This is a genomic window from Roseibium sp. RKSG952, assembly GCF_009711355.1.
The window spans coordinates 1-18592 of sequence record NZ_SMMF01000891.1; the positions used below are offsets into that span (position 1 = coordinate 1).

The 18592-nt window shown below is 59.5% G+C and carries 16 protein-coding genes and 1 pseudogene; 13 read left to right on the plus strand and 4 right to left on the minus strand.

The genetic code is table 11. From position 1 onward, the window contains the following. Window positions 1–759: 759 nt before the first annotated feature. Window positions 760–1542, minus strand: coding sequence for an exodeoxyribonuclease III (gene xth / locus E1297_RS14680; protein ID WP_155139409.1), 783 nt, complete (start codon window positions 1540–1542; stop codon window positions 760–762). Between the two features lie 64 nt (window positions 1543–1606). Then, complete coding sequence (gene erpA, locus E1297_RS14685) at window positions 1607–1948, minus strand: iron-sulfur cluster insertion protein ErpA (protein WP_155139463.1); 342 nt, start codon at window positions 1946–1948, stop codon at window positions 1607–1609. A 155-nt stretch (window positions 1949–2103) separates the two neighbouring features. Here erpA and E1297_RS14690 point away from each other — a divergent pair. The 3 genes and pseudogenes from E1297_RS14690 to E1297_RS51285 all read left to right on the plus strand — a co-directional run bounded on the left by E1297_RS14690 (window position 2104) and on the right by E1297_RS51285 (window position 7945). Further along, window positions 2104–3325, plus strand: a pseudogene (locus tag E1297_RS14690) (deoxyguanosinetriphosphate triphosphohydrolase). Window positions 3326–3411: 86 nt separating this feature from the next. Next, entirely contained in the window at window positions 3412–5181 is a 1770-nt protein-coding gene (gene argS, locus E1297_RS14695) for an arginine--tRNA ligase (protein WP_155139417.1), read from the plus strand. Between the two features lie 226 nt (window positions 5182–5407). Further along, the gene (locus E1297_RS51285; protein ID WP_196223322.1) at window positions 5408–7945 is read left to right on the plus strand and encodes an SPOR domain-containing protein; all 2538 of its coding nucleotides are present in this window, start codon (window positions 5408–5410) and stop codon (window positions 7943–7945) included. Between the two features lie 9 nt (window positions 7946–7954). On the opposite strand, the gene E1297_RS14705 is transcribed toward E1297_RS51285, so the two are convergent. Beyond that, window positions 7955–8863, minus strand: coding sequence for a LysR family transcriptional regulator (locus E1297_RS14705; protein ID WP_155139421.1), 909 nt, complete (start codon window positions 8861–8863; stop codon window positions 7955–7957). Window positions 8864–9000: 137 nt separating this feature from the next. Between E1297_RS14705 and E1297_RS14710 the strand changes: the two genes are divergently transcribed. After that, a complete protein-coding gene (locus tag E1297_RS14710; protein ID WP_155139423.1) occupies window positions 9001–9942 on the plus strand; it encodes a DMT family transporter in 942 nt (313 codons plus the stop codon). 55 nt (window positions 9943–9997) lie between these two features. On the opposite strand, the gene E1297_RS14715 is transcribed toward E1297_RS14710, so the two are convergent. Further along, the gene (locus E1297_RS14715) at window positions 9998–11011 is read right to left on the minus strand and encodes an esterase family protein (protein ID WP_155139425.1); all 1014 of its coding nucleotides are present in this window, start codon (window positions 11009–11011) and stop codon (window positions 9998–10000) included. 137 nt (window positions 11012–11148) lie between these two features. Between E1297_RS14715 and nagZ the strand changes: the two genes are divergently transcribed. The 9 genes from nagZ (at window position 11149) to surE (ending at window position 18584) form a co-directional block, all read left to right on the plus strand. After that, entirely contained in the window at window positions 11149–12165 is a 1017-nt protein-coding gene (gene nagZ, locus E1297_RS14720; protein WP_155139427.1) for a beta-N-acetylhexosaminidase, read from the plus strand. A gap of 30 nt (window positions 12166–12195) precedes the next feature. After that, on the plus strand, window positions 12196–13014 hold the full coding sequence (locus tag E1297_RS14725; protein ID WP_155139429.1) for a ScpA family protein: 819 nt from the start codon (window positions 12196–12198) through the stop codon (window positions 13012–13014). Further along, window positions 13004–13690 carry an SMC-Scp complex subunit ScpB gene (gene scpB / locus E1297_RS14730; RefSeq protein ID WP_155139430.1) on the plus strand — a complete coding sequence of 229 codons (687 nt, stop codon included), beginning with the start codon at window positions 13004–13006 and terminating at the stop codon, window positions 13688–13690. Before E1297_RS14725 ends, scpB begins: the two co-directional genes overlap by 11 nt. A 71-nt stretch (window positions 13691–13761) precedes the next feature. Further along, entirely contained in the window at window positions 13762–14847 is a 1086-nt protein-coding gene (locus tag E1297_RS14735) for an ABC transporter ATP-binding protein (protein WP_368669567.1), read from the plus strand. Between the two features lie 116 nt (window positions 14848–14963). After that, window positions 14964–15197 carry a twin-arginine translocase TatA/TatE family subunit gene (locus E1297_RS14740; protein ID WP_155139435.1) on the plus strand — a complete coding sequence of 78 codons (234 nt, stop codon included), beginning with the start codon at window positions 14964–14966 and terminating at the stop codon, window positions 15195–15197. 55 nt (window positions 15198–15252) lie between these two features. Beyond that, window positions 15253–15699, plus strand: coding sequence for a Sec-independent protein translocase protein TatB (gene tatB, locus E1297_RS14745; protein WP_155139437.1), 447 nt, complete (start codon window positions 15253–15255; stop codon window positions 15697–15699). Further along, complete coding sequence (tatC, locus tag E1297_RS14750) at window positions 15696–16481, plus strand: twin-arginine translocase subunit TatC (protein ID WP_155139439.1); 786 nt, start codon at window positions 15696–15698, stop codon at window positions 16479–16481. Before tatB ends, tatC begins: the two co-directional genes overlap by 4 nt. A gap of 64 nt (window positions 16482–16545) precedes the next feature. Further along, the gene (gene serS, locus E1297_RS14755; RefSeq protein ID WP_155139441.1) at window positions 16546–17826 is read left to right on the plus strand and encodes a serine--tRNA ligase; all 1281 of its coding nucleotides are present in this window, start codon (window positions 16546–16548) and stop codon (window positions 17824–17826) included. Then, the gene (gene surE / locus E1297_RS14760; RefSeq protein WP_155139443.1) at window positions 17826–18584 is read left to right on the plus strand and encodes a 5'/3'-nucleotidase SurE; all 759 of its coding nucleotides are present in this window, start codon (window positions 17826–17828) and stop codon (window positions 18582–18584) included. The genes serS and surE overlap by 1 nt, the downstream gene beginning before the upstream one ends. Window positions 18585–18592 lie beyond the last annotated feature (8 nt).

Sequence of the window (18592 nt, forward strand, 5' to 3'; positions counted from 1 at the left end):
CGGCCAAACGCACAAGATTTCGCTTTTCCAAAAAAACTGCATAGTGAAGCTCATGGCAACAAGCATCATATGACGTCATCGCCACTTCTGTGAAGTAAGCCCATATTCTGCATGTTTCGATTGGCTTTACTATGCAGAGGTCATTATTTTTTAGTAAACTACAGGTGTATCGCGGGGGGCAGGCTGTTTGGTACGGTTAGAGGATGAACCTGTATGCAAGCAAGCTGATGGGAAGCGTGCCCGTTCAGGGGTGCCGGTGTTGTTGTCGCCAAACAAGGAAACAATCAACGCTGGCCGGGGAAAGTGCGGTTACGACCCCAAACTTGATGTCTGTTTTGGGTGAAGCAGGCGCCAAGCGGACGGGCACTGGGTTGTGGACAGCTTCCACGATGTGTTGTTGAGCACCATTCCACAGGTCGCAAGGCGCGGGCCTTCCGGACCGTTGAGGCAAACGGATTCACCCAGGTCGTAGTCGTTTCCGCGATATCTGCAGGTGCAGCTGATGACCTGAGCGGATCGCGTGCCGGCCGGCAGGGCAGAGGCGGCTTCCTCAGCGTTGCCTGATACTGGAAAAGGCACAAAAACAGCGGTAAGGAGGGCTACAGTCACAAAGTAGCCCCGCCCCGAATATTTCCGTCCGTATCCGGCGCAAGCGGACGGTGTGCGCCTTTTCGTTATCCCATTACCAGAGATTATCACGTGCGCCAGGCGGATCAACAGTCTGCCGGTTCCCTTGGGGCAGAGAAACCGTCCGAAGCCTCAGGCTGCCAGATCAACCCATACCGGCACGTGGTCGGACGGCTTTTCCCATCCACGAACATGCTTGTCGATCCCGCACCCGTTCATGAGGTCGCTGGCTTGTGGCGACAGCAGGATGTGATCAATCCGGATGCCGTTGTTTTTCTGCCAGGCCCCTGCCTGATAATCCCAGAACGTATAGGTTTCGGGCGCATCCGTGCAGGCGCGAACGGCCTCGGTCATGCCGAGATTGACGAGCGTGCGGAAATTCTGACGGCTTTCAGGCTGGAAGAGCGCGTCGCCGGTCCAGTTGTCCGGGTTCCGGGCATCAATCGGGTCCGGGATCACGTTGAAATCGCCAAGGAGAAGAAACGGTGTTTCTTCTGCCAGCCGCTTTTGGGTGTGGGCGATCAAGCGCTCCATCCAGCTCAGCTTGTAGGGAAATTTCTCGGTGCCAAGCGGATTGCCATTGGGAAGGTAGAGGCATCCTGCCCGGACGGCTCCGCTTCCAACCGAAATTGTTGCCTCGATATAACGTGCCTGTTCGTCGTTCTCGTCGCCCGGAAGGCCTCGTTGCACGTCTTCCAGCGGCAGTTTCGAGAGCAATGCCACCCCGTTGAAACCCTTCTGGCCATGAGTTTCGACATTGTATCCGAGGTCTTCAAAGGCCTTGCGGGGAAAGTTCTCGTCGACGGATTTGATTTCCTGAAAACAGGCGAGGTCGGGCTGCGCTTCCTTGAGCCATTCCAGCACGGTGTCGATACGCGCTTTCACGCCGTTGATGTTCCAGGTTGCGATTTTCATGAAAAACTGCCGGTTTGCGGCCGGTGCCCGATAAGCGCCGACCGTCAGTGTTTTGTATAATAGATCAGATCGTGAAGCTTGTCCCGCAGCCGCATCCTGCAACGGCATTCGGGTTGTTGATCTGAAAGGACTGGCCGATCAGATCGTCGACGAAATCGATTTGCGAGCCGGACATGTACTCAAGCGAAATGGTGTCGACAAGAACGGTGATGCCCGCTTTTTCGATGGCAAGGTCATCGTCTTCGCGCTCGGTGACAACGCCATATTTGTACTGCAGCCCGGAGCACCCGCCGCCTTCAACGGAGACACGCAGCATGCTGCCTTGCGGTTCGTTCGACAGGATCTTGGCGATCCGCTTTGCAGCGCGGTCGCTGACTGTTACGGGATGTTCAAGAGTTTCGGTCATGTTTCTGCCGTGAATCATCGGGTTGTCCGCGGCCGGCCAGGGAAAGCCGTCCACGCGGTCGTTATCCGATAGGTATGTTGTACGGCTCACGCCGTCAATGCAAGGTGCGCAAGGCGTCTGCCTCAAGGCAGGAAACGGGAGCTATGGTGCAGAAGATGGATTTAAAGATCGGCCTTGGTTACGGGGCGCAGGCGCGGGCCCCCTTTGCTGTGGATCCTGCTGGCACGAAAGGCAGGTTGGTGCATGAACCCTCCAGCCCGACCCGCACGCCCTATCAGCGGGACCGGGATCGCATCATCCATTCCACAGCCTTTCGCCGGTTGAAGCACAAGACGCAGGTTTTCGTGTTTCATGAGGGGGATCATTTCCGGACACGCCTGCCACACAATTGAAGTTTCGCAGATTGCGCGTTCACTTGCCCGGGCCTTGCGCCTCGATGAAGATCTGGCGGAGTGTTTGGCACTTGCGCATGATCTCGGCCATACGCCGTTTGGCCACGAGGGCGAGGATGTCATGCATGCCTGCATGGCGTCTTATGGCGGGTTTGATCACAATGCCCAGTCCCTTCGTATTGTCACAAGTCTGGAGCAACGATATGCCGACTTCGACGGTTTGAACCTGTCATGGGAAACCCTCGAAGGGCTTGTGAAACACAACGGGCCGCTGCTGGACGCAGCCGGAGCGCCGCTTGGCAAGTTTGCCGGAGACAAACTGCCTTTCGCAATTCGCGAATATGCCAAACAGCAGGACCTGTTGCTTGACACCTGGCCAAGTCTGGAGGCGCAGGCAGCCGCGATTGCGGATGATATTGCCTATGATGCCCATGATCTGGACGACGGGCTGCGCGCGGGTCTTTTTGCCATTGAAGACATGCGCGGCGTGCCGTTTCTTGCAGACATTCTGGCGGAAGTGGACAAGAAGTATCCCGGTCTGGAAGAGGGGCGGCGGATCCATGAGATTGTCCGCCGCTCGATCACGCGGATGGTCGAGGATGTGATCCGCGAGTCCGTGGCCCGTATCGGGTCTGCCAACCCGCAATCGGTGGAGGAGGTAAGGGCCGCCGGCCGGGCCCTCGTCGGGTTTTCGGAACCGCTGACGGGCGCGGAAAAGGAGGTCAAGGCCTTCCTGTTTGCCCGAGTTTACCGTCATGAGAGTGTTCTGGCCATTCGCCGGAACGTCTCCGTGATCGTTCGGGAGCTGTTTTACCGCTATTTGCGCGAACCCGAACTGATGCCGGCGCCCTGGTGCGACGACCGGCCGGACCTCGACGCGAACAGCCTTGCCCGCCGCGTTTGCGACTATATCGCGGGGATGACCGACCGTTACGCCATCGAGGAACACCGCAGACTGTTTGACGATACGCCCGATTTGGGCTAGGCGCACTGCAACAAATGACCCGGCAGCGCCGAAGGCATGGGCTTTCGAGCGCTTTTTGCCATTCAAAAACAGGCATCAGGCTTTCGATGAATATTTTCGCCGAATTCTCAACCCGCGTGAAAGCGGCCCTTCTCGATCTCGATCTCGCGACAAACGAAGGTGGCGTGCCGGACCTGTCGCGCGTGACGGTGGAAACGCCGCGAGATCCGGCACACGGGGATCTGGCGACCAATGCGGCGATGGTGTTGTCGAAGCAAGTCGCCATGAAGCCGCGGGACTTGGCTGAAAAACTCGTCGAAAAGCTGCAGGCCGATCCGGACATCACCGAGGCGGCGATTGCCGGGCCGGGGTTCATCAACCTCCGTGTGGCTCATTCGGTCTGGGAAAAGGTCATGGGCGCCGTCATGAGCGGCAGGGCCGATTTCGGGCGGTCCCAATTGGGTGCCGGCAAAAAGGTCAATGTGGAATATGTTTCCGCAAATCCGACGGGTCCGATGCATGTCGGCCACACGCGCGGTGCCGTCGTGGGCGACGCTCTCGCCAACCTGCTTGACTTTGCGGGATATAAGGTCACCCGTGAGTACTATATCAACGATGCGGGCTCGCAGATTGATACACTCGCCCGGAGCGCATTCTTGCGCTACCGCGAAGCGCTTGGCGAAGACATTGGCGCCATTCCGGCTGGACTCTACCCTGGCGATTACCTGAAGCCGGTCGGCGAAGCGCTGGCAAAAGAGCATGGTGAAAGCCTTGGGAAAATGCCGGAAGGCGACTGGTTGCCGATCGTGAAAGATTTTTCCGTGGCAGCCATGCTCGACCTGATCCGCTCCGATCTGGCGACCCTGAACGTGCATCACGAGGTCTTCTTTTCCGAACGCACGCTTCACGCGCAGGAGGGGAACGCGACATCAAGGATTGACGAAATGCTGGATGCCCTTCGCGAGCGTGATCTTGTCTATCAAGGCACGCTGCCGCCGCCCAAGGGGCAGCTGCCGGACGATTGGGAGGACCGGGAGCAGACCTTGTTCCGGGCCAGCGACTATGGAGACGACACCGATCGTGCCCTTAAGAAATCTGACGGTTCCTATACTTATTTTGCAGCCGACGTCGCGTATTTCCGCGACAAGTTTATCCGTGGTTTCAACGAGATGATTTACGTCTTGGGAGCCGATCACGGAGGCTATGCAAAGCGCTTGCAGGCGGTCGGTCAGGCGATCTCGGACGGAAAGGCAGAGGTCATTGTCCGCTTCTGCCAGATGGTGAAGCTCTTCAAGGGCGGTGAACCGTTCAAGATGTCCAAGCGGTCAGGGGACTTCATCACCTTGCGGGATGCTGTGGACGAAGTCGGCCGGGATCCGATCCGCTTCATGATGCTTTACCGGAAGAATGATGCGCCGCTTGATTTCGACTTCGAAAAGGTGACTGAACAGTCCAAGGACAATCCGGTTTTTTATGTCCAGTACGGCCATGCCCGGTGTTGTTCTGTCTTGCGTCAGGCTGCCGATGAACTGCCTGATTCTGATATCACGGATACCGCTCTGGCCTCTGCCGACTTTGGCCTTTTGACCGATGAAGGCGAACTGGAGCTGATTGCGAAGATGGCCCAGTGGCCGCGGATCGTTGATTCGGCTGCCGAAACACACGAGCCGCATCGTGTCGCTTTTTACCTGTATGATCTCGCGAGTTCCTTGCATGCCCACTGGAATAGAGGCAAGGAAATGCCGCAATTACGTTTTATTAACACTGATAATACCAGATTGACCCTGGCGCGCCTCGCCCTGGTGCGAGCAATATCTTTGGTTCTTGCCTCAGGTCTTGCTATCTTGGGCGTCGACGCACCTGAGGAAATGCGCTGAAGTCTTAGGCTTCGACGTTTTGGTAGGTGAGCCGCCAAGGACACGAATTGGCCGGGTAGAAAATTCAGACATGGCAGGAAATTCCGATCCCCCGAAATCAGACCGGCTCCAGCAAGGGAGTGCGCGCGCTGACACAAGGCAGGAGCCGGCGGAAGATCCGCTGGTTGAATTGGCGCGCATCGTACATCGAAACAAGAATCCGGGGGCGAGTGTGACAGGAAATCGCGTGGCTAATACGGACTATTTTGCAGGTTTGGACGATATCGTCCCGCAACCGGAAAAACAGAAGCAGGAAAATCCCGCACGGACAGAACCCGCACAAGAGCCTGCGGGGGCTCCTGAGCCAGCTGCACGCCCGCAATTGGCCGACGCCCTGATGCAAAACAAGAAGCCTCCTTATGTGCGGGCGCCCAAACCCCCGGTACAGCGGTCCGCGCAACAGGAGGCTGCTGTGCCTGCAGCGGCCCCGCAACCTAAACCAGCGCCTCAAGAGCCGTTAGCCAGGCTCATTATTCCGAAGTCCTCCGATCACAAGGTGCAGGTGGACACGGTCTTGTGGCCGGAAATGCCCGCCGCCAAGCAGGAACCGGAAAAGGCAGCTGCGAGTTCTCAAAGGCCTGAAAGCGCGCAGCCGCCCATAACCCGGGCAACGCCACAGCCCGGCGTAACGCAAGCGCAGAAACCTGCGCCAAAGGCACCGGAACCGGTCGCCGCAGCGCCGGTTCAAACGCCGCAGGCACCGCAGGAAGACGCGGATCTCACGTCCGGTTTTGAAGATGAGCTGATTGGAGCTCTGCGCCAGTCTTTCGACCCGGCAACCGAAGCGGTTATGCCTGCGGATGCCGGGCCGGAAATGGCGCAAGCTCAGGTGCAGTCCCCAATGCCGGAACCGAAACACGATGCACGGCAAATGCCGATGCAGCCCGTTGCTCCGGTTCACCAGCCGGTGCCTGCCAAATCTGCTCAAGCCGTCCAACAACCGCGCCCTGCAGTTGACAGGCCCGCAGGCGAGGCTCAGGCAAAAGACATGCCCGTTCAGCCGGTAGCGGATGCTCCCGGTGTCCCTCAGGAACACCTGCCGGGTGGTTTTGATCACGGCGTTCCGGCCAATGATCACCAGCCCGCCCTGGAAGACGAGCTGTTCGAGGCGGAAGCTGTCAAAGCACCGCCAGCAGAACAGGCGCCGGTTCCGGAAACACCGAAAGAGCCGGATTTTGAGGCTTTGCTGGCTGAGTTGAAATTGCCGGAGTTTCAAACGGCACAAACAGCACATTCTGCTCAGGCCGCCCCCGAAGTTCCGGAGAAAACGGATTTTCATCCTCTGCCGCCGCTTGGGGGGGAAGGCGAAGAAGCTCCTCGGGCGCAACAAGATGAACTCCACCCTTTGCCGCCTCTGGAGCCGGAAGCAGCAGATCCAAACGACATTGACAACATGAGCTGGCCGGCAGCGGCCGCTTCTGTTCCGCGCAATGACGAAAGCGATATGCAGCCCCCGCAGGAAGGCTATGACCTTGATGCAGTCGCGCGTGCAATGCAGGAAAGCGACCCGATCCTGAACCAGCCCGGAGTTTTGCCGCCGCATCCGGCCGCGGAAAAGGCGGCTGCACCACGCGCCGAAGGCCGGTCCCGAAAGGGCGCAGTCGCAGCAATCACGGTGCTCGGGATAGCGGTTCTGGGGATCGGCGGCTTCTATTTCTTCGACGATACGATCGTACCTGCACAAGATGGGCCACCACCTGTCATTGCCGGCCTAGATGGACCCCTGAAGGTTTTTCCCGAGAAGCAGGAGGCCTCTGATGACAGCCAGGGCTCCAAGCTGATTTATGATCGCGTTGGCGGGGTTTCTGATCCGTCGCGGGAACGTCTGGTCCTGCCGGAAACGACACAGCCAGCCGAGCTGCCCCCGGCGCCTGAAAACATGACTGGGACCGATCAGCTCGTTCCGGGATCACCCAAGAAAGTCCGCACGCTGGTCGTTCGTCCGGACGGGACGATCGTTACTGGCGGTGACGAAACGGTTCAGGTTGGAAGCAACCGCACGATTCGGACGCCCGAGCGGACTGAAGAACCGGCAGTTGCCGCGGCATCCGCTTTGCCGGGTGCTGCAGATGGCGTGTCCGGTGCAAATCCAGCAACAGCGGGAGCCGCAAGCGAACAGACCGCAGAAGCGCCCTCTGAGGCGGCGCGGGCCGTGACGCCAGAGCCTGTCGTATCTCAACCAAACCTGTCTGAGACGCCGGTTGCCGCTGCAACGCCTTCCACAACCGGGGCTGCGGTAACTGGGCAGCCGGAAGCATCTGAAGCGCAAGCAACCGAGGCAGCTCCCGCAGCCGTCCCCTCGGTGACACCCCGCTTGAAGCCCGCGGCTCCAGTCCGTGTTGCCAGCGCTCCGCAAACCGCAGCACCCGCAGCGGCCAACACATCCGGCCCGCTGGACCTGACCGCTTCGGCGCCATCATCTGCCACGGCTGCAACGGCGGCGCCTGCCGCATCTGCTCCCGCCGGTCAGATCGCACCCGGAACCTATGTGGTGCAGGTGACATCGCAGCGGTCTGCCAAGGCGGCGCAGGATGCCTATATCGGCCTGCAACAGCGGTTTCCGAGCGTTCTGGGTAACCGGAATGCGGTGATCGTGTCGGCCGATCTTGGCGAGCGCGGAACGTTCTACCGGGCACGCATCCCGGCGGGTTCGAGAAACGAAGCGATCACGCTTTGCGAGAACCTGAAGGCTGCTGGCGGAGACTGTTTCGTCCGCCAGAACTAATGGATAATGTCAGCCGGTGGCGCGGACTTCCCCGCCACCGTTCAAGTGGTTTGACGTTTCCCGATAGATTTCTGCAATTGCATTCGAGGCTATCCGCACAGCCGGTTCGCGCAGGAGGTCCCGGTGAAGGATGAGGTGTTCAGGCGCCGACAATTCCTCAATGGGGTCGGTGAGAGCGATCAGGTCCGGGTGCCTGTCGCCCATGAAAACGGGCAGGATTCCCAGACCGGCACCAGTTGCAGTCAGGTCCCGCGCGGTGGTCATTGTGTTGGTGCGCATGCACGGCCGTTTGGCTGACCTTTGGTCCAGCCAGAGTTTTTGCGCCGGATACCACAGTTTGTCCGGTGCGAACCCGATCCAGTCGCACAGCGCATATCTGTCAGCTGTTCGGGCGGCAGGATTCCGGTCAACAAACTCGCGAGAACCGTAAACTGCATAGGCCAGTGTCCCGATACGGCGTGCCACGAGCGTATCGGTATCCGGCAGGCAGGTGCGGATCTGAAGCTCGGTTCCCCGGTTTTGATGGTCAGCATGAAGCTGCGCGTCAATCAGCTCAAGTTCGATGCCTTTCAGCTGAGCGTCATGGCGTGCCAGCCCGCTGGCGAGAATGTCAGCCCGGACTTCGTCGACGGAAACGCGCACGACGCGCATGGACGTGGCGGCAAGATCCGGCAGGGCGCGGGCTGCCGCGTCTGCCTGCAATCTCATGTCGGCGGCAAGCGGAATCAACCGGGCGCCCGCTTCTGTCGGCTTCAAGCCCGAAGGGGTTCGATCGAACAGGCGTGCTCCGACCTGATCCTCGAATTGGCGCAACCGGCGGCTGAGTTGCGGCTGGCTCATGCCGAGCAGTTTGGATGCGCGCGACAAGGACAGCGTTCGCGCCGCAGCATCCACGATTTTCATGTCATCCCAGTTCATGCGCCCACTATGCGTATTCAGTAGAAGATACGCAATGTCATGCGTATATGCATAAGGGATATCAGCTATTGGAGGCTGCCCGGTCAATGGTCCGCGTGCTAGACGGCGCCAAGATCCAATCAGTCCAGAGTTAAAACATGTCCGATCACAGCCGGTACCGGCTTGCAGAAAACACACCGCTTGCCGTTCTGCTTGCCCTTTGCGGCATCGCCCTTTTTACGCCTGTATTTGCGGCAGGCAAGCTTGCAGGCGGTGCGGTTCCGGCGCTGGTGCTGGTGTGGTTGCGTTTCTTCGGGGGGGCTCTGACACTTGGAGCCGTCAATCTTGTCAAGGGGGCACCGGAAGAGGGGTACATCAGCCCGTTGTGGCGCATTCATCTGCTGCGCGGCGCTCTGGCGATTGGGGGCTTGGGCGGGATGATTTATGCCAGTTCCGTGCTTCCTGTAGCCGATTCCGCCGCAATCGGTTTGACGAAAGGTATCATGGCAATTGCTCTCGCCGGCCTGATTCTTGGGGAAAGCGTTGTCGCACGGCATTGGATTGCCGGGATTGTCTGCGGGCTGGGTGCGCTTCTGGTGGTCCAGTCTGCCGCCGCCGACACGGCGGGTGCCAGCCATCTTGCACTCGACGGGATCATCGCCGCGCTCTTGGGGGCGTTTTTCATGGCCAGTGAAGCCCTGGTGATCCGCTACCTTGCCCAACGCGAGGGCACGGTCGTTATGCTCACATATGTCAATGTCATTGCCGCTTTGATCCTCACAATTCCGGTGATCTGGATCGCAGCCAGCCAGAGTGTGGATTGGTCGGTTGCGGTCTGGTTTTTGCTGCTTGGACCTTGTGCGATTGCGGGCCAGTCATTCAATGTCGCGGCCTATCGCAGGGCAGGGGCGGCGACACTTGCTCCTGTTAGCTATTCCTGGGTTATTTTCGCGGGATTGTTGGGATTTGTCCTGTATCATGAGGTTCCCACGATTGAGGCGGGATTTGGAGCAGGATTGATTATTCTGGGCGGGCTGATCCTGACCATGAAGGGGCGCCTGCCGCGTTCAATCCGGCGGCGGCAAGATACAGCGCTTTGACAGGGACCAAGAGACAACGGCGCAGGAAGACCCCGCGCCGCTGAACGGCGAGGCTTTAAGCTGTCAGCCTTTCGGCAAGATAGGGCAGGCTTTCGTCCATGCGGTAATCGACCGAGGAGTGGTTGTCGTCAAACTCCTCATAGACATGGTCGACTTTTGCGGCCTCCAGTTTGCGGTGAAGACGGCGTGCGCCGTAAACGAGGTTGTACTGGTCAACCCGGCCACAATCGATCCAGAGGCCTTTCAGTGTCTTGAGAGCGTCCGTATGGGTGTCTGCCAGCAGGATCGGATCCCATTTCAGCCACGCGCTCCAGCGCTCCGGAATGATCTCGCACGTCTCCAGGTCCACGGGCAGCCGGATGCCGCAAAAGACCTCCGGATCGGGGTCCGGATCGTAGGTGGCGGCCATCGCGAAGGTCATCAGGTCATGCATGGCGCTGCCCGGATATTTCGGCCCGCTTTCGAAATCGGTCAGGAAAGCCTCGATCGATCCCTTTTGGGCGATTGCCCGCAAGGCGCTCGGCATTTCCGGCAAGTAGCAGAGCTCAAACGCCATGTCGCCGGAATGACAGGCTGCGGCCGTCCAGACGTCCGCATGCATCATGGCGTGGACGATCGACCCGTACCCGCCGGACGACTTGCCGAAGACGCCGCGCTTTCCCCAGCCTCCGCACTTGAAACGGGTTTCGACCGCATCAAGGAATTCGGTCGTGAGCCATGTTGCCCAGGGGCCCATGGTGTTGCTGTCGATATATTGGTTGCCGCCAAGCCGGGTGAAGCAATCCGGAAACGCGATCGCGACAGGCGGCATTTTGCCTTCATGGATCAGACGGTCGGCACGCTCGGGAACGTTTTCACCGAAATTTTTCCAGTTGGTATGCGCCGGTCCGCCTGCCGTAAAACCGACCAGATCCACAAGCAGCGGCAGGCCTTCTCCGGTTTCGCCATGCGGAATGTAGACGATGACTTCCCGGTCGGATGGGTCGCCCAACCGGTTGGACCCCAGGATCTGGGACGGAATTTTGAAACGATGTAGCTGACCTGCTGGAATGTCCGGACGCCTGCGCATGAAAATCTCCCAAACGAAAAACTTGGCACCTGTTTGGCAGGGGGAGGCCCCAAGTGCAACCGCTTCGCTGCGGCACTGCACTGTCGGGACACGGGGCCTTGCTTGACCCCCGCCGGACGCGGGGGTAATCGGTTGCCATGACAAAAGCATTCATAACCGGCTGTTCGGGTCATGCATTGACATCCGAAGAAACAGCCTTTTTCAGGTCCGAAGACCCGTGGGGCCTGATCCTGTTTCGCCGGAACATAGATACCCCCGGCCAGGTTCGGGAGTTGGTCAGGGCGTTCCGGGCCTGCGTCGGGCGGCCTGATGCGCCGGTGCTGATTGATCAGGAAGGCGGGCGGGTCCAGCGATTGCTGCCGCCGCACTGGCCCTCTTTCCCGCCGCAAAGGGTGTTCGGCGATCTTTACCGGGAAAACGGGAAGTCTGGTCTGAGGGCTGCATGGCTGGGTGCGCGTCTGATTGCCGACACGCTCACGGATCTGGAAATCACGGTTGATTGCCTGCCGCTGCTTGATGTGGCTGCCGAAGGCATGTCCGATGTGATCGGGGACCGGTCCTTCGGAAATGATCCGGCCATGGTGGCCGAGCTGGGCCGCGCCGTCAGCGATGGTTTGATGGCAGGGGGTGTTCTGCCGGTCATGAAACACGTTCCCGGGCACGGACGGGGAACGGTGGACAGCCACTTGCATTTGCCGAGGGTCGCTGCCAGCCGCCTGGAACTGGAAAAGGCCGACTTTATCCCGTTCAGGAGCCTGTCCGACAGTCCGATGGCGATGACTGCACATATTGTCTTTGAGGCCATTGATCCGGACCGGCCCGCGACCCAGAGCCGGGAGGTGATTGAAACCGTTATCCGGGGCCAGTTGGCGTTCGACGGCCTGTTGATGACGGACGATGTCTCAATGCTTGCTTTGAGCGGATCGATTCGCGAGCGGTCGGAAAGATCCTATGAGGCAGGCTGCGATATCGTGCTTCATTGCAATGGCGAGATGGATCAGATGCGTGAATTGGCACAGGTTTCGCCGGTTCTCCAAGGGAAAACCCTTGAACGCTGCAGGCGGGCCCTTTCTTTCCCTTCGGCCGGACGGCAAGATTCCGATATCGAGGCTCTTTGGGCAGAATTCCGGGATTTGACCGGCTGGACGGCCTGAGCGATGAGCGCCGTCACGGGAATTCGCTGAATGGCAGTACAGGACGACTTCGACTTTCTGGATGCGGCTCAGGCAGAGCGTGCAACGTCGGAGCCGCAGCTGGTCGTCGATGTGGATGGCTTCGAAGGTCCGCTCGACCTGCTGTTGAGCCTCGCTCGGACGCAGAAGGTGGATCTCAAGCGGATTTCGATCCTGCCGCTGGTCGAGCAATACCTGCATTTTGTCACGGAAGCCCGGCGGTTGCGGCTTGAATTGGCTGCAGATTATCTGGTGATGGCGGCGTGGCTTGCCTATCTGAAATCCAAGCTTTTGCTGCCTGAGGAGAAGAACGAGGATGAACCTACCGGTGAAGAACTGGCGGCGGCGCTTGCGTTCAGGCTTCGACGTCTGGAGGCGATGCGGGCTGCCGCAGACAAACTCATGGCGCGCAACCGGCTGGGCCGGGATGTGTTCGCCCGGGGCATGCCGGAAACCGAGTCGATCATCCGCAAGAGCGTCTGGTCGGCAACGACCTACGATCTCTTGTCCGCCTATGCCACGCAGCGCCAGCGCCAATCGGTGACGTCTGTCCGGGTGCGGAAACGCAAGGTCTGGTCCTTGCAGGAGGCGCGCGAACTGCTGGCGCGTCTGGTCGGCGAGATGGCCGAGTGGGCACCGATCACGGTTTTTTTGCAGAAATACCTGCAGGAAGAGGAAAATTGGGCAACCATAGTGGCGAGTACCTTCACCGCAAGTCTGGAAATGGTGCGCGAAGGCGAGATCGAATTGCGGCAGGGCGAACCGTTTTCGCCGGTATACATCCGATCGCGCCGCACCGAACCACCGCCGGAGCCGGCCAATGAGCGTTAAGCCCGATCTGCTTGAAGGTGTTGCCGGCGAAGAGCAGATTGCGCCGGTCGATCGTCTGGCGGTGCGCATGGTCGAGGCCATGTTGTTTGCGTCTGCCGAGCCCCTCAGCCAGCAAGAACTGAAAGATCGCTTGCCGCGCGGAACCCGGGTCGAGGAAGCCTTGCTGGAAGTGCGGCGCCTCTACGCGACGCGGGGGGTCAATCTGGTCAAGGTTGCCGGGAAGTGGTGCTTCCGTACGGCTGAAGACCTGTCTCATCTGATGTCCCGAAGCATGGAAGAGCAGAAGAAGCTCTCCCGTGCGGCGCTTGAAACGCTGTCGATAATCGCCTACCACCAGCCGGTGACCCGTGCAGAAATCGAGGAGATCCGGGGGGTGTCGACCTCCAAAGGCACGCTGGATGTCTTGTTGGAAACCGGCTGGATTCGGATGCGTGGCCGCCGCAGGACGCCGGGCCGCCCGGTGACATACGGCACAACGGACGTGTTTCTGGAGCACTTTGGGCTGGATACGGTAAGGGATTTGCCGGGGCTTGAGGAGTTGAAAGGGGCGGGCCTGCTTGACAGCGCGATCCCGGCGTCCTTCATGGTGCCCACTCCAAATGATGACGACGCTCTTGGTGACGATGAAGATGCGCTCGTTGATGACGACGAAACCAACTCGGAACAAGAACACTGACTACTTCCGCGCAGAAAAATGGATCTCCCCGTTCGGGCGGTGAATGGAATGGCGGCCCGGGCTGGGGCGCGATCGGGACGGCCGGGGCCACGATTGCCGCCGGACTGACATTCGACGGGATCTTTCACGATTATGATGGCGTCGGGTCGATCCAGGGCCTGTCTCTCGAAGTCGCGCCGGGCGAGGTGCTGTGTCTGCTCGGCCATTCCGGCTGTGGCAAGACAACGCTCATGCGGATTGCGGCAGGGATCGAACGCCAGTCGAAGGGGCGGGTGCTGATCAACGGCCGGGAGGTCGCCGGTCCCGGCGCCTTCATGCCCCCGGAAAAACGCGGCGTCGGACTGATGTTCCAGGACTATGCCCTGTTTCCGCATATGAGCAATCTGGACAATGTGATGTTCGGTTTGACGAATATGCCGAAGGCGGAGGCGCGCAACGTCGCTCTGGCCGTTCTCTCCCGGGTCGGTCTGGATGGCTATGCCGAGGACTATCCTCATGCGCTTTCGGGCGGCGAACAACAACGTGTGGCTCTGGCGCGCGCGATTGCACCGCGTCCGGGCATATTGCTGATGGATGAGCCCTTTTCCGGGCTGGACCGAAGGCTTCGGGACACGGTGCGCGAGGAAACCCTCACCATATTGAGGGAAACCCGCGCAACCTGCATCGTTGTGACCCATGACCCGGAAGAGGCCATGCGCATGGGGGACAAGATTGCCCTGATGCGCCGTGGCCGCTTGATCCAGCACGGCACGGCGGATGACCTTTACAACGCGCCCACTGACATTTTTGCCGCTCGCTTTTTTTCCGAATTGAACCATATAGACGGTACAGCGACGTCTGTGGGGGTCGAAACCGCACTCGGAACGTTGCCGTTGAACGGCTTCGCGCCTGGAGACAAGGTTGATGTCTGCATTCGCCCGCAAGGGGTTGTCCTGAACAGGGCGGCCATGTGCGGCGCATCGGGTCGGATCCTGTCGCGCCGGTTCGTGGGCGAGGTCGATCTGATCAGCGTTGCGGTCGACGGTTTGGAAAGGCCTGTGCACGCAAGGGTCCGGGGTGGAAGCGGCTTGCAAGAGGGCATGGATGTAGGGGTTGCCGCAGACCCGCAAAACGTTCTTGTCTTTCACCGCGAGCCTGACACGCCCGCAAGCGGTTGAGATGTGCCGCTAGGTTAGGTCGAATGTCGCAGACCCTGCATGTTGCAGCGGGTACGCCTTTTTTGTAATACAGGATGCAAGAGCCTCACGAGGGCTCACCAACGGGAGTTTGGCGTATGGGAATTAGTTTTTGGCAGATCCTGATCATAGCCGTGATCGTTGTTCTGCTGTTCGGTCGCGGAAAAATCTCCGGGCTGATGGGTGATGTGGCTCAGGGAATCAAGAGCTTCAAGAAGGGAATGGCTGAGGACGATACGCCCAGCACGACCGACACCGCCAAGACAATCGATCATCAGGCGACTGAGTCCGTGAAGGCCGAGGAAACCAAGGACCAGTCCAAGGCCAGCTGATCTGGGTTCCTTGTGTGCGTTCTTAATCGCTGAACCTTGAGACGGCGGACCGTTCATGTTCGATATTGGATGGACCGAACTGCTGGTGGTCGCATGTATCGCGATCATCGTTGTCGGTCCGAAAGACCTTCCCAAGATGTTGCGCAGCCTCGGACAGACGATTGGGCAAATGCGGCGCATGTCGCGCGAGTTCCAGTCGACCTTAAACGAGGCTCTTAGGGAAGCGGAAAAACAGGCGGACATCGCCGATATGAAAAAGCAGGTCGAAGAGGCGGGTAACTTCAACCCTCTTGGCGACCTCAAGAAATCCATTGAGGAAGACTATCGTCCCAAAAGACAGTCCAACGGCGCTGCCACCGCAGAGATGACCGGGCAAAAAGAGACGGCGTCCGGCAATGGTTCCGTGCCGGCTACCGAACCGTCCGATAAGACGGGCCCGAACGAGCCGGTTCAATCGGCGGATAATGCACCAAAGCCTGTTCAAGAAGAAAACAAGGCATGAGCCAGGAAGATATCGACGCCTCGAAAGCGCCCTTGATCGAGCATCTCATCGAGCTGCGCCAGCGGTTGATGTGGTCAATTGCCGCGATCATTGTCATGTTCATCGTTTGCTTCATATTTGCAAACGACATCTTCAACATTCTGATCGTGCCATATGAGCGGGCGGCGGGAGCGACCCGCTCCATCGAGCTGATCTATACGGCTCCACAGGAATATTTTTTCACCCAGTTGAAGCTTGCCTTGTTCGGTGCGCTTTTTCTGGCGTTTCCGGTGGTTGCAAGCCAGATCTACATGTTCGTGGCCCCGGGTCTTTACAAGGAAGAACGGGGCGCTTTTCTGCCGTTTCTGGTGGCGACCCCGATCCTGTTCCTGATCGGCGCGTGTCTTGTCTATTTCCTGGTCATGCCCATGGCCATGAGCTTCTTCCTGTCGATGGAGCAGGAGGGCGGGGCCGGGCAGGCGGCGATTTCCCTGCTGCCAAGGGTGAGTGAATACCTTGGCTTGATCATGATCCTGATCTTTGCATTCGGTCTCGTGTTTCAGCTGCCGGTGGTTCTGACCCTGTTGGGCCGTGCCGGGATCGTTGGGTCCCAGACGCTCAAGCAGAAGCGCAAATATGCGGTCGTTGCCGCCTTTGTCGCGGCTGCAGTTCTCACACCTCCTGATCCGATTTCGCAGATCGGTCTTGCACTGCCCACGCTCCTTCTCTACGAAGTCTCCATCATTTCAGTGAGACTCGTCGAGCGGAAACGGGCCCAGAAGGAAGCCGAAGAAGCGGCTTAGCACCTTCAAAAACCAGTCCCCGGTTCGGCGGTCGATCCCTCAATACGCCGTTCCGGGAACTACCATGTTTGACATCAAGTGGATCAGAGACAACAGCGACGCCTTCGACAAGGCCCTTGCCAAGCGTGGCTTCGAAGCCTCGAGCGCAAAGCTGCTCTCCCTTGACGATGCCCGCCGGCATCATATCACCAGGCTTCAGGAAGCACAGGAGCGCCGGAACGCGGCCTCGAAGGAAATCGGCAAGGCGAAAGCGTCCGGTGATAATGAGGCGGCGCAGAAGCTCATCGATGAAGTTGCCGAGATCAAGTCGTTCATCCAGTCCGGCGAGGAAGAAGAGCGCAAGCTGATTGCCGCACTCGAGGCCGCCATGGCCGGGATCCCGAACCTGCCGTTTGACGATGTGCCGTTGGGAGAGGACGAGAAGGACAACGTCTTTCACCGCGAGCACGGGCAAAAGCCTGCCTTCAGCTTCAACGAAGCGCCCAAGGAGCATTACGAGCTGGGCGAGGCTCTGGGCGGGATGGATTTTGCCGCTGCCGCGAAACTTTCGGGCTCGCGTTTTGTCGTCCTGAAGGGGCAGATCGCCCGTCTGGAGCGCGCGCTTGGCCAGTTCATGATCGACCTGCACACGCAGGAGCACGGCTACACCGAAGTCTCGCCGCCGCTTCTGGTCAATGCCGAGCCGCTGTTCGGGACCGGTCAGCTGCCGAAATTCGAGGAAGACCAGTTCAAGACCACCGACGGGCATTACATGATCCCCACGGCGGAGGTGCCGCTCACCAATCTCGTGGCCGGTGAAATCCTGGGCGAGGACGAGTTGCCGCTGCGGGTGACCGCTTTGACCTATTGTTTCCGGTCGGAAGCGGGGTCTGCCGGACGCGACACGCGCGGCATGTTGCGCCAGCACCAGTTCGAGAAGTGTGAACTCGTCTCGGTCACCACACCGGACAAGTCGCTGGAAGAGCTGGATCGGATGCTCGATTGTGCCGAGAACGTGCTCAAAAAGCTCGGGATTCACTACCGGGTCATGACCCTGTGCACCGGCGATATGGGTTTTGGCGCGCGCAAGACCTATGACATCGAGGCTTGGATTCCGGGGCAAAACACTTATCGTGAAATTTCTTCCTGTTCGGTCTGCGGTGATTTCCAGGCACGGCGCATGAATGCCCGCTACCGGATCGGCGGCGGCAAGCAGCTGGGCCATGTCCACACGCTGAACGGATCCGGGGTGGCTGTCGGGCGCGCCCTGATCGCGGTGATGGAAAATTACCAGAACGGCGACGGCACCGTGACCGTGCCGGACGTTTTGCGGCCCTACATGAACGGTTTGGAGACAATCGGTTGATGCGTATTCTGATCACGAATGACGACGGAATTCACTCTCCGGGGCTTGAGGCCCTGGAGCGCATTGCCAGCGCATTGTCCGACGACATCTGGGTGATTGCCCCTGAAACCGATCAAAGCGGTGTTGCGCATTCCCTCACACTCAGTGAGCCTCTGCGGCTCCGGCAAGTTGGCCGGCAACGATTTGCCGTGCGCGGGACGCCGACCGACTGTGTCATCATGGGGGTCCGGAATGTGCTGCCGGGCATGCCGGATCTTGTTTTGTCCGGCATCAATCGCGGGCAGAACCTGGCCGAGGATGTGACCTATTCGGGTACGGTGGCCGGTGCGATGGAGGGCGCGATCCTCGGGATCCCGTCCATCGCGGTGTCTCAGGCCTGTGACTGGGCAGCCGGTACAGAACCGCCCTACGAGACGGCGGAGGCCCATGCGCCGGCCCTGTTCAAGCGGCTTCTGGAATTTCCCTTGCCGGACTATTCCCTGTTCAACGTGAATTTCCCGGTTTGTACGCCGGAAGAGGTCCGCGGCACGAAAGTCACCGTGCAGGGGCATCACGAGCAAAGCGGTCTGATCATAGATGAGCGCGTCGACCCCCGCGGCATGCCCTATTACTGGCTGGGTTTCCGGGACCGTGGCAAGTCCATCCGCGGCAATTCGGACCTGCAGGCCATCGCGGACCGGTATGTATCGGTCACACCCTTGCGTATCGATCTGACGGCCCATGACCTGATCGACGGGTTGTCCCGGGAGCTGAGTTGAGGAGTGCC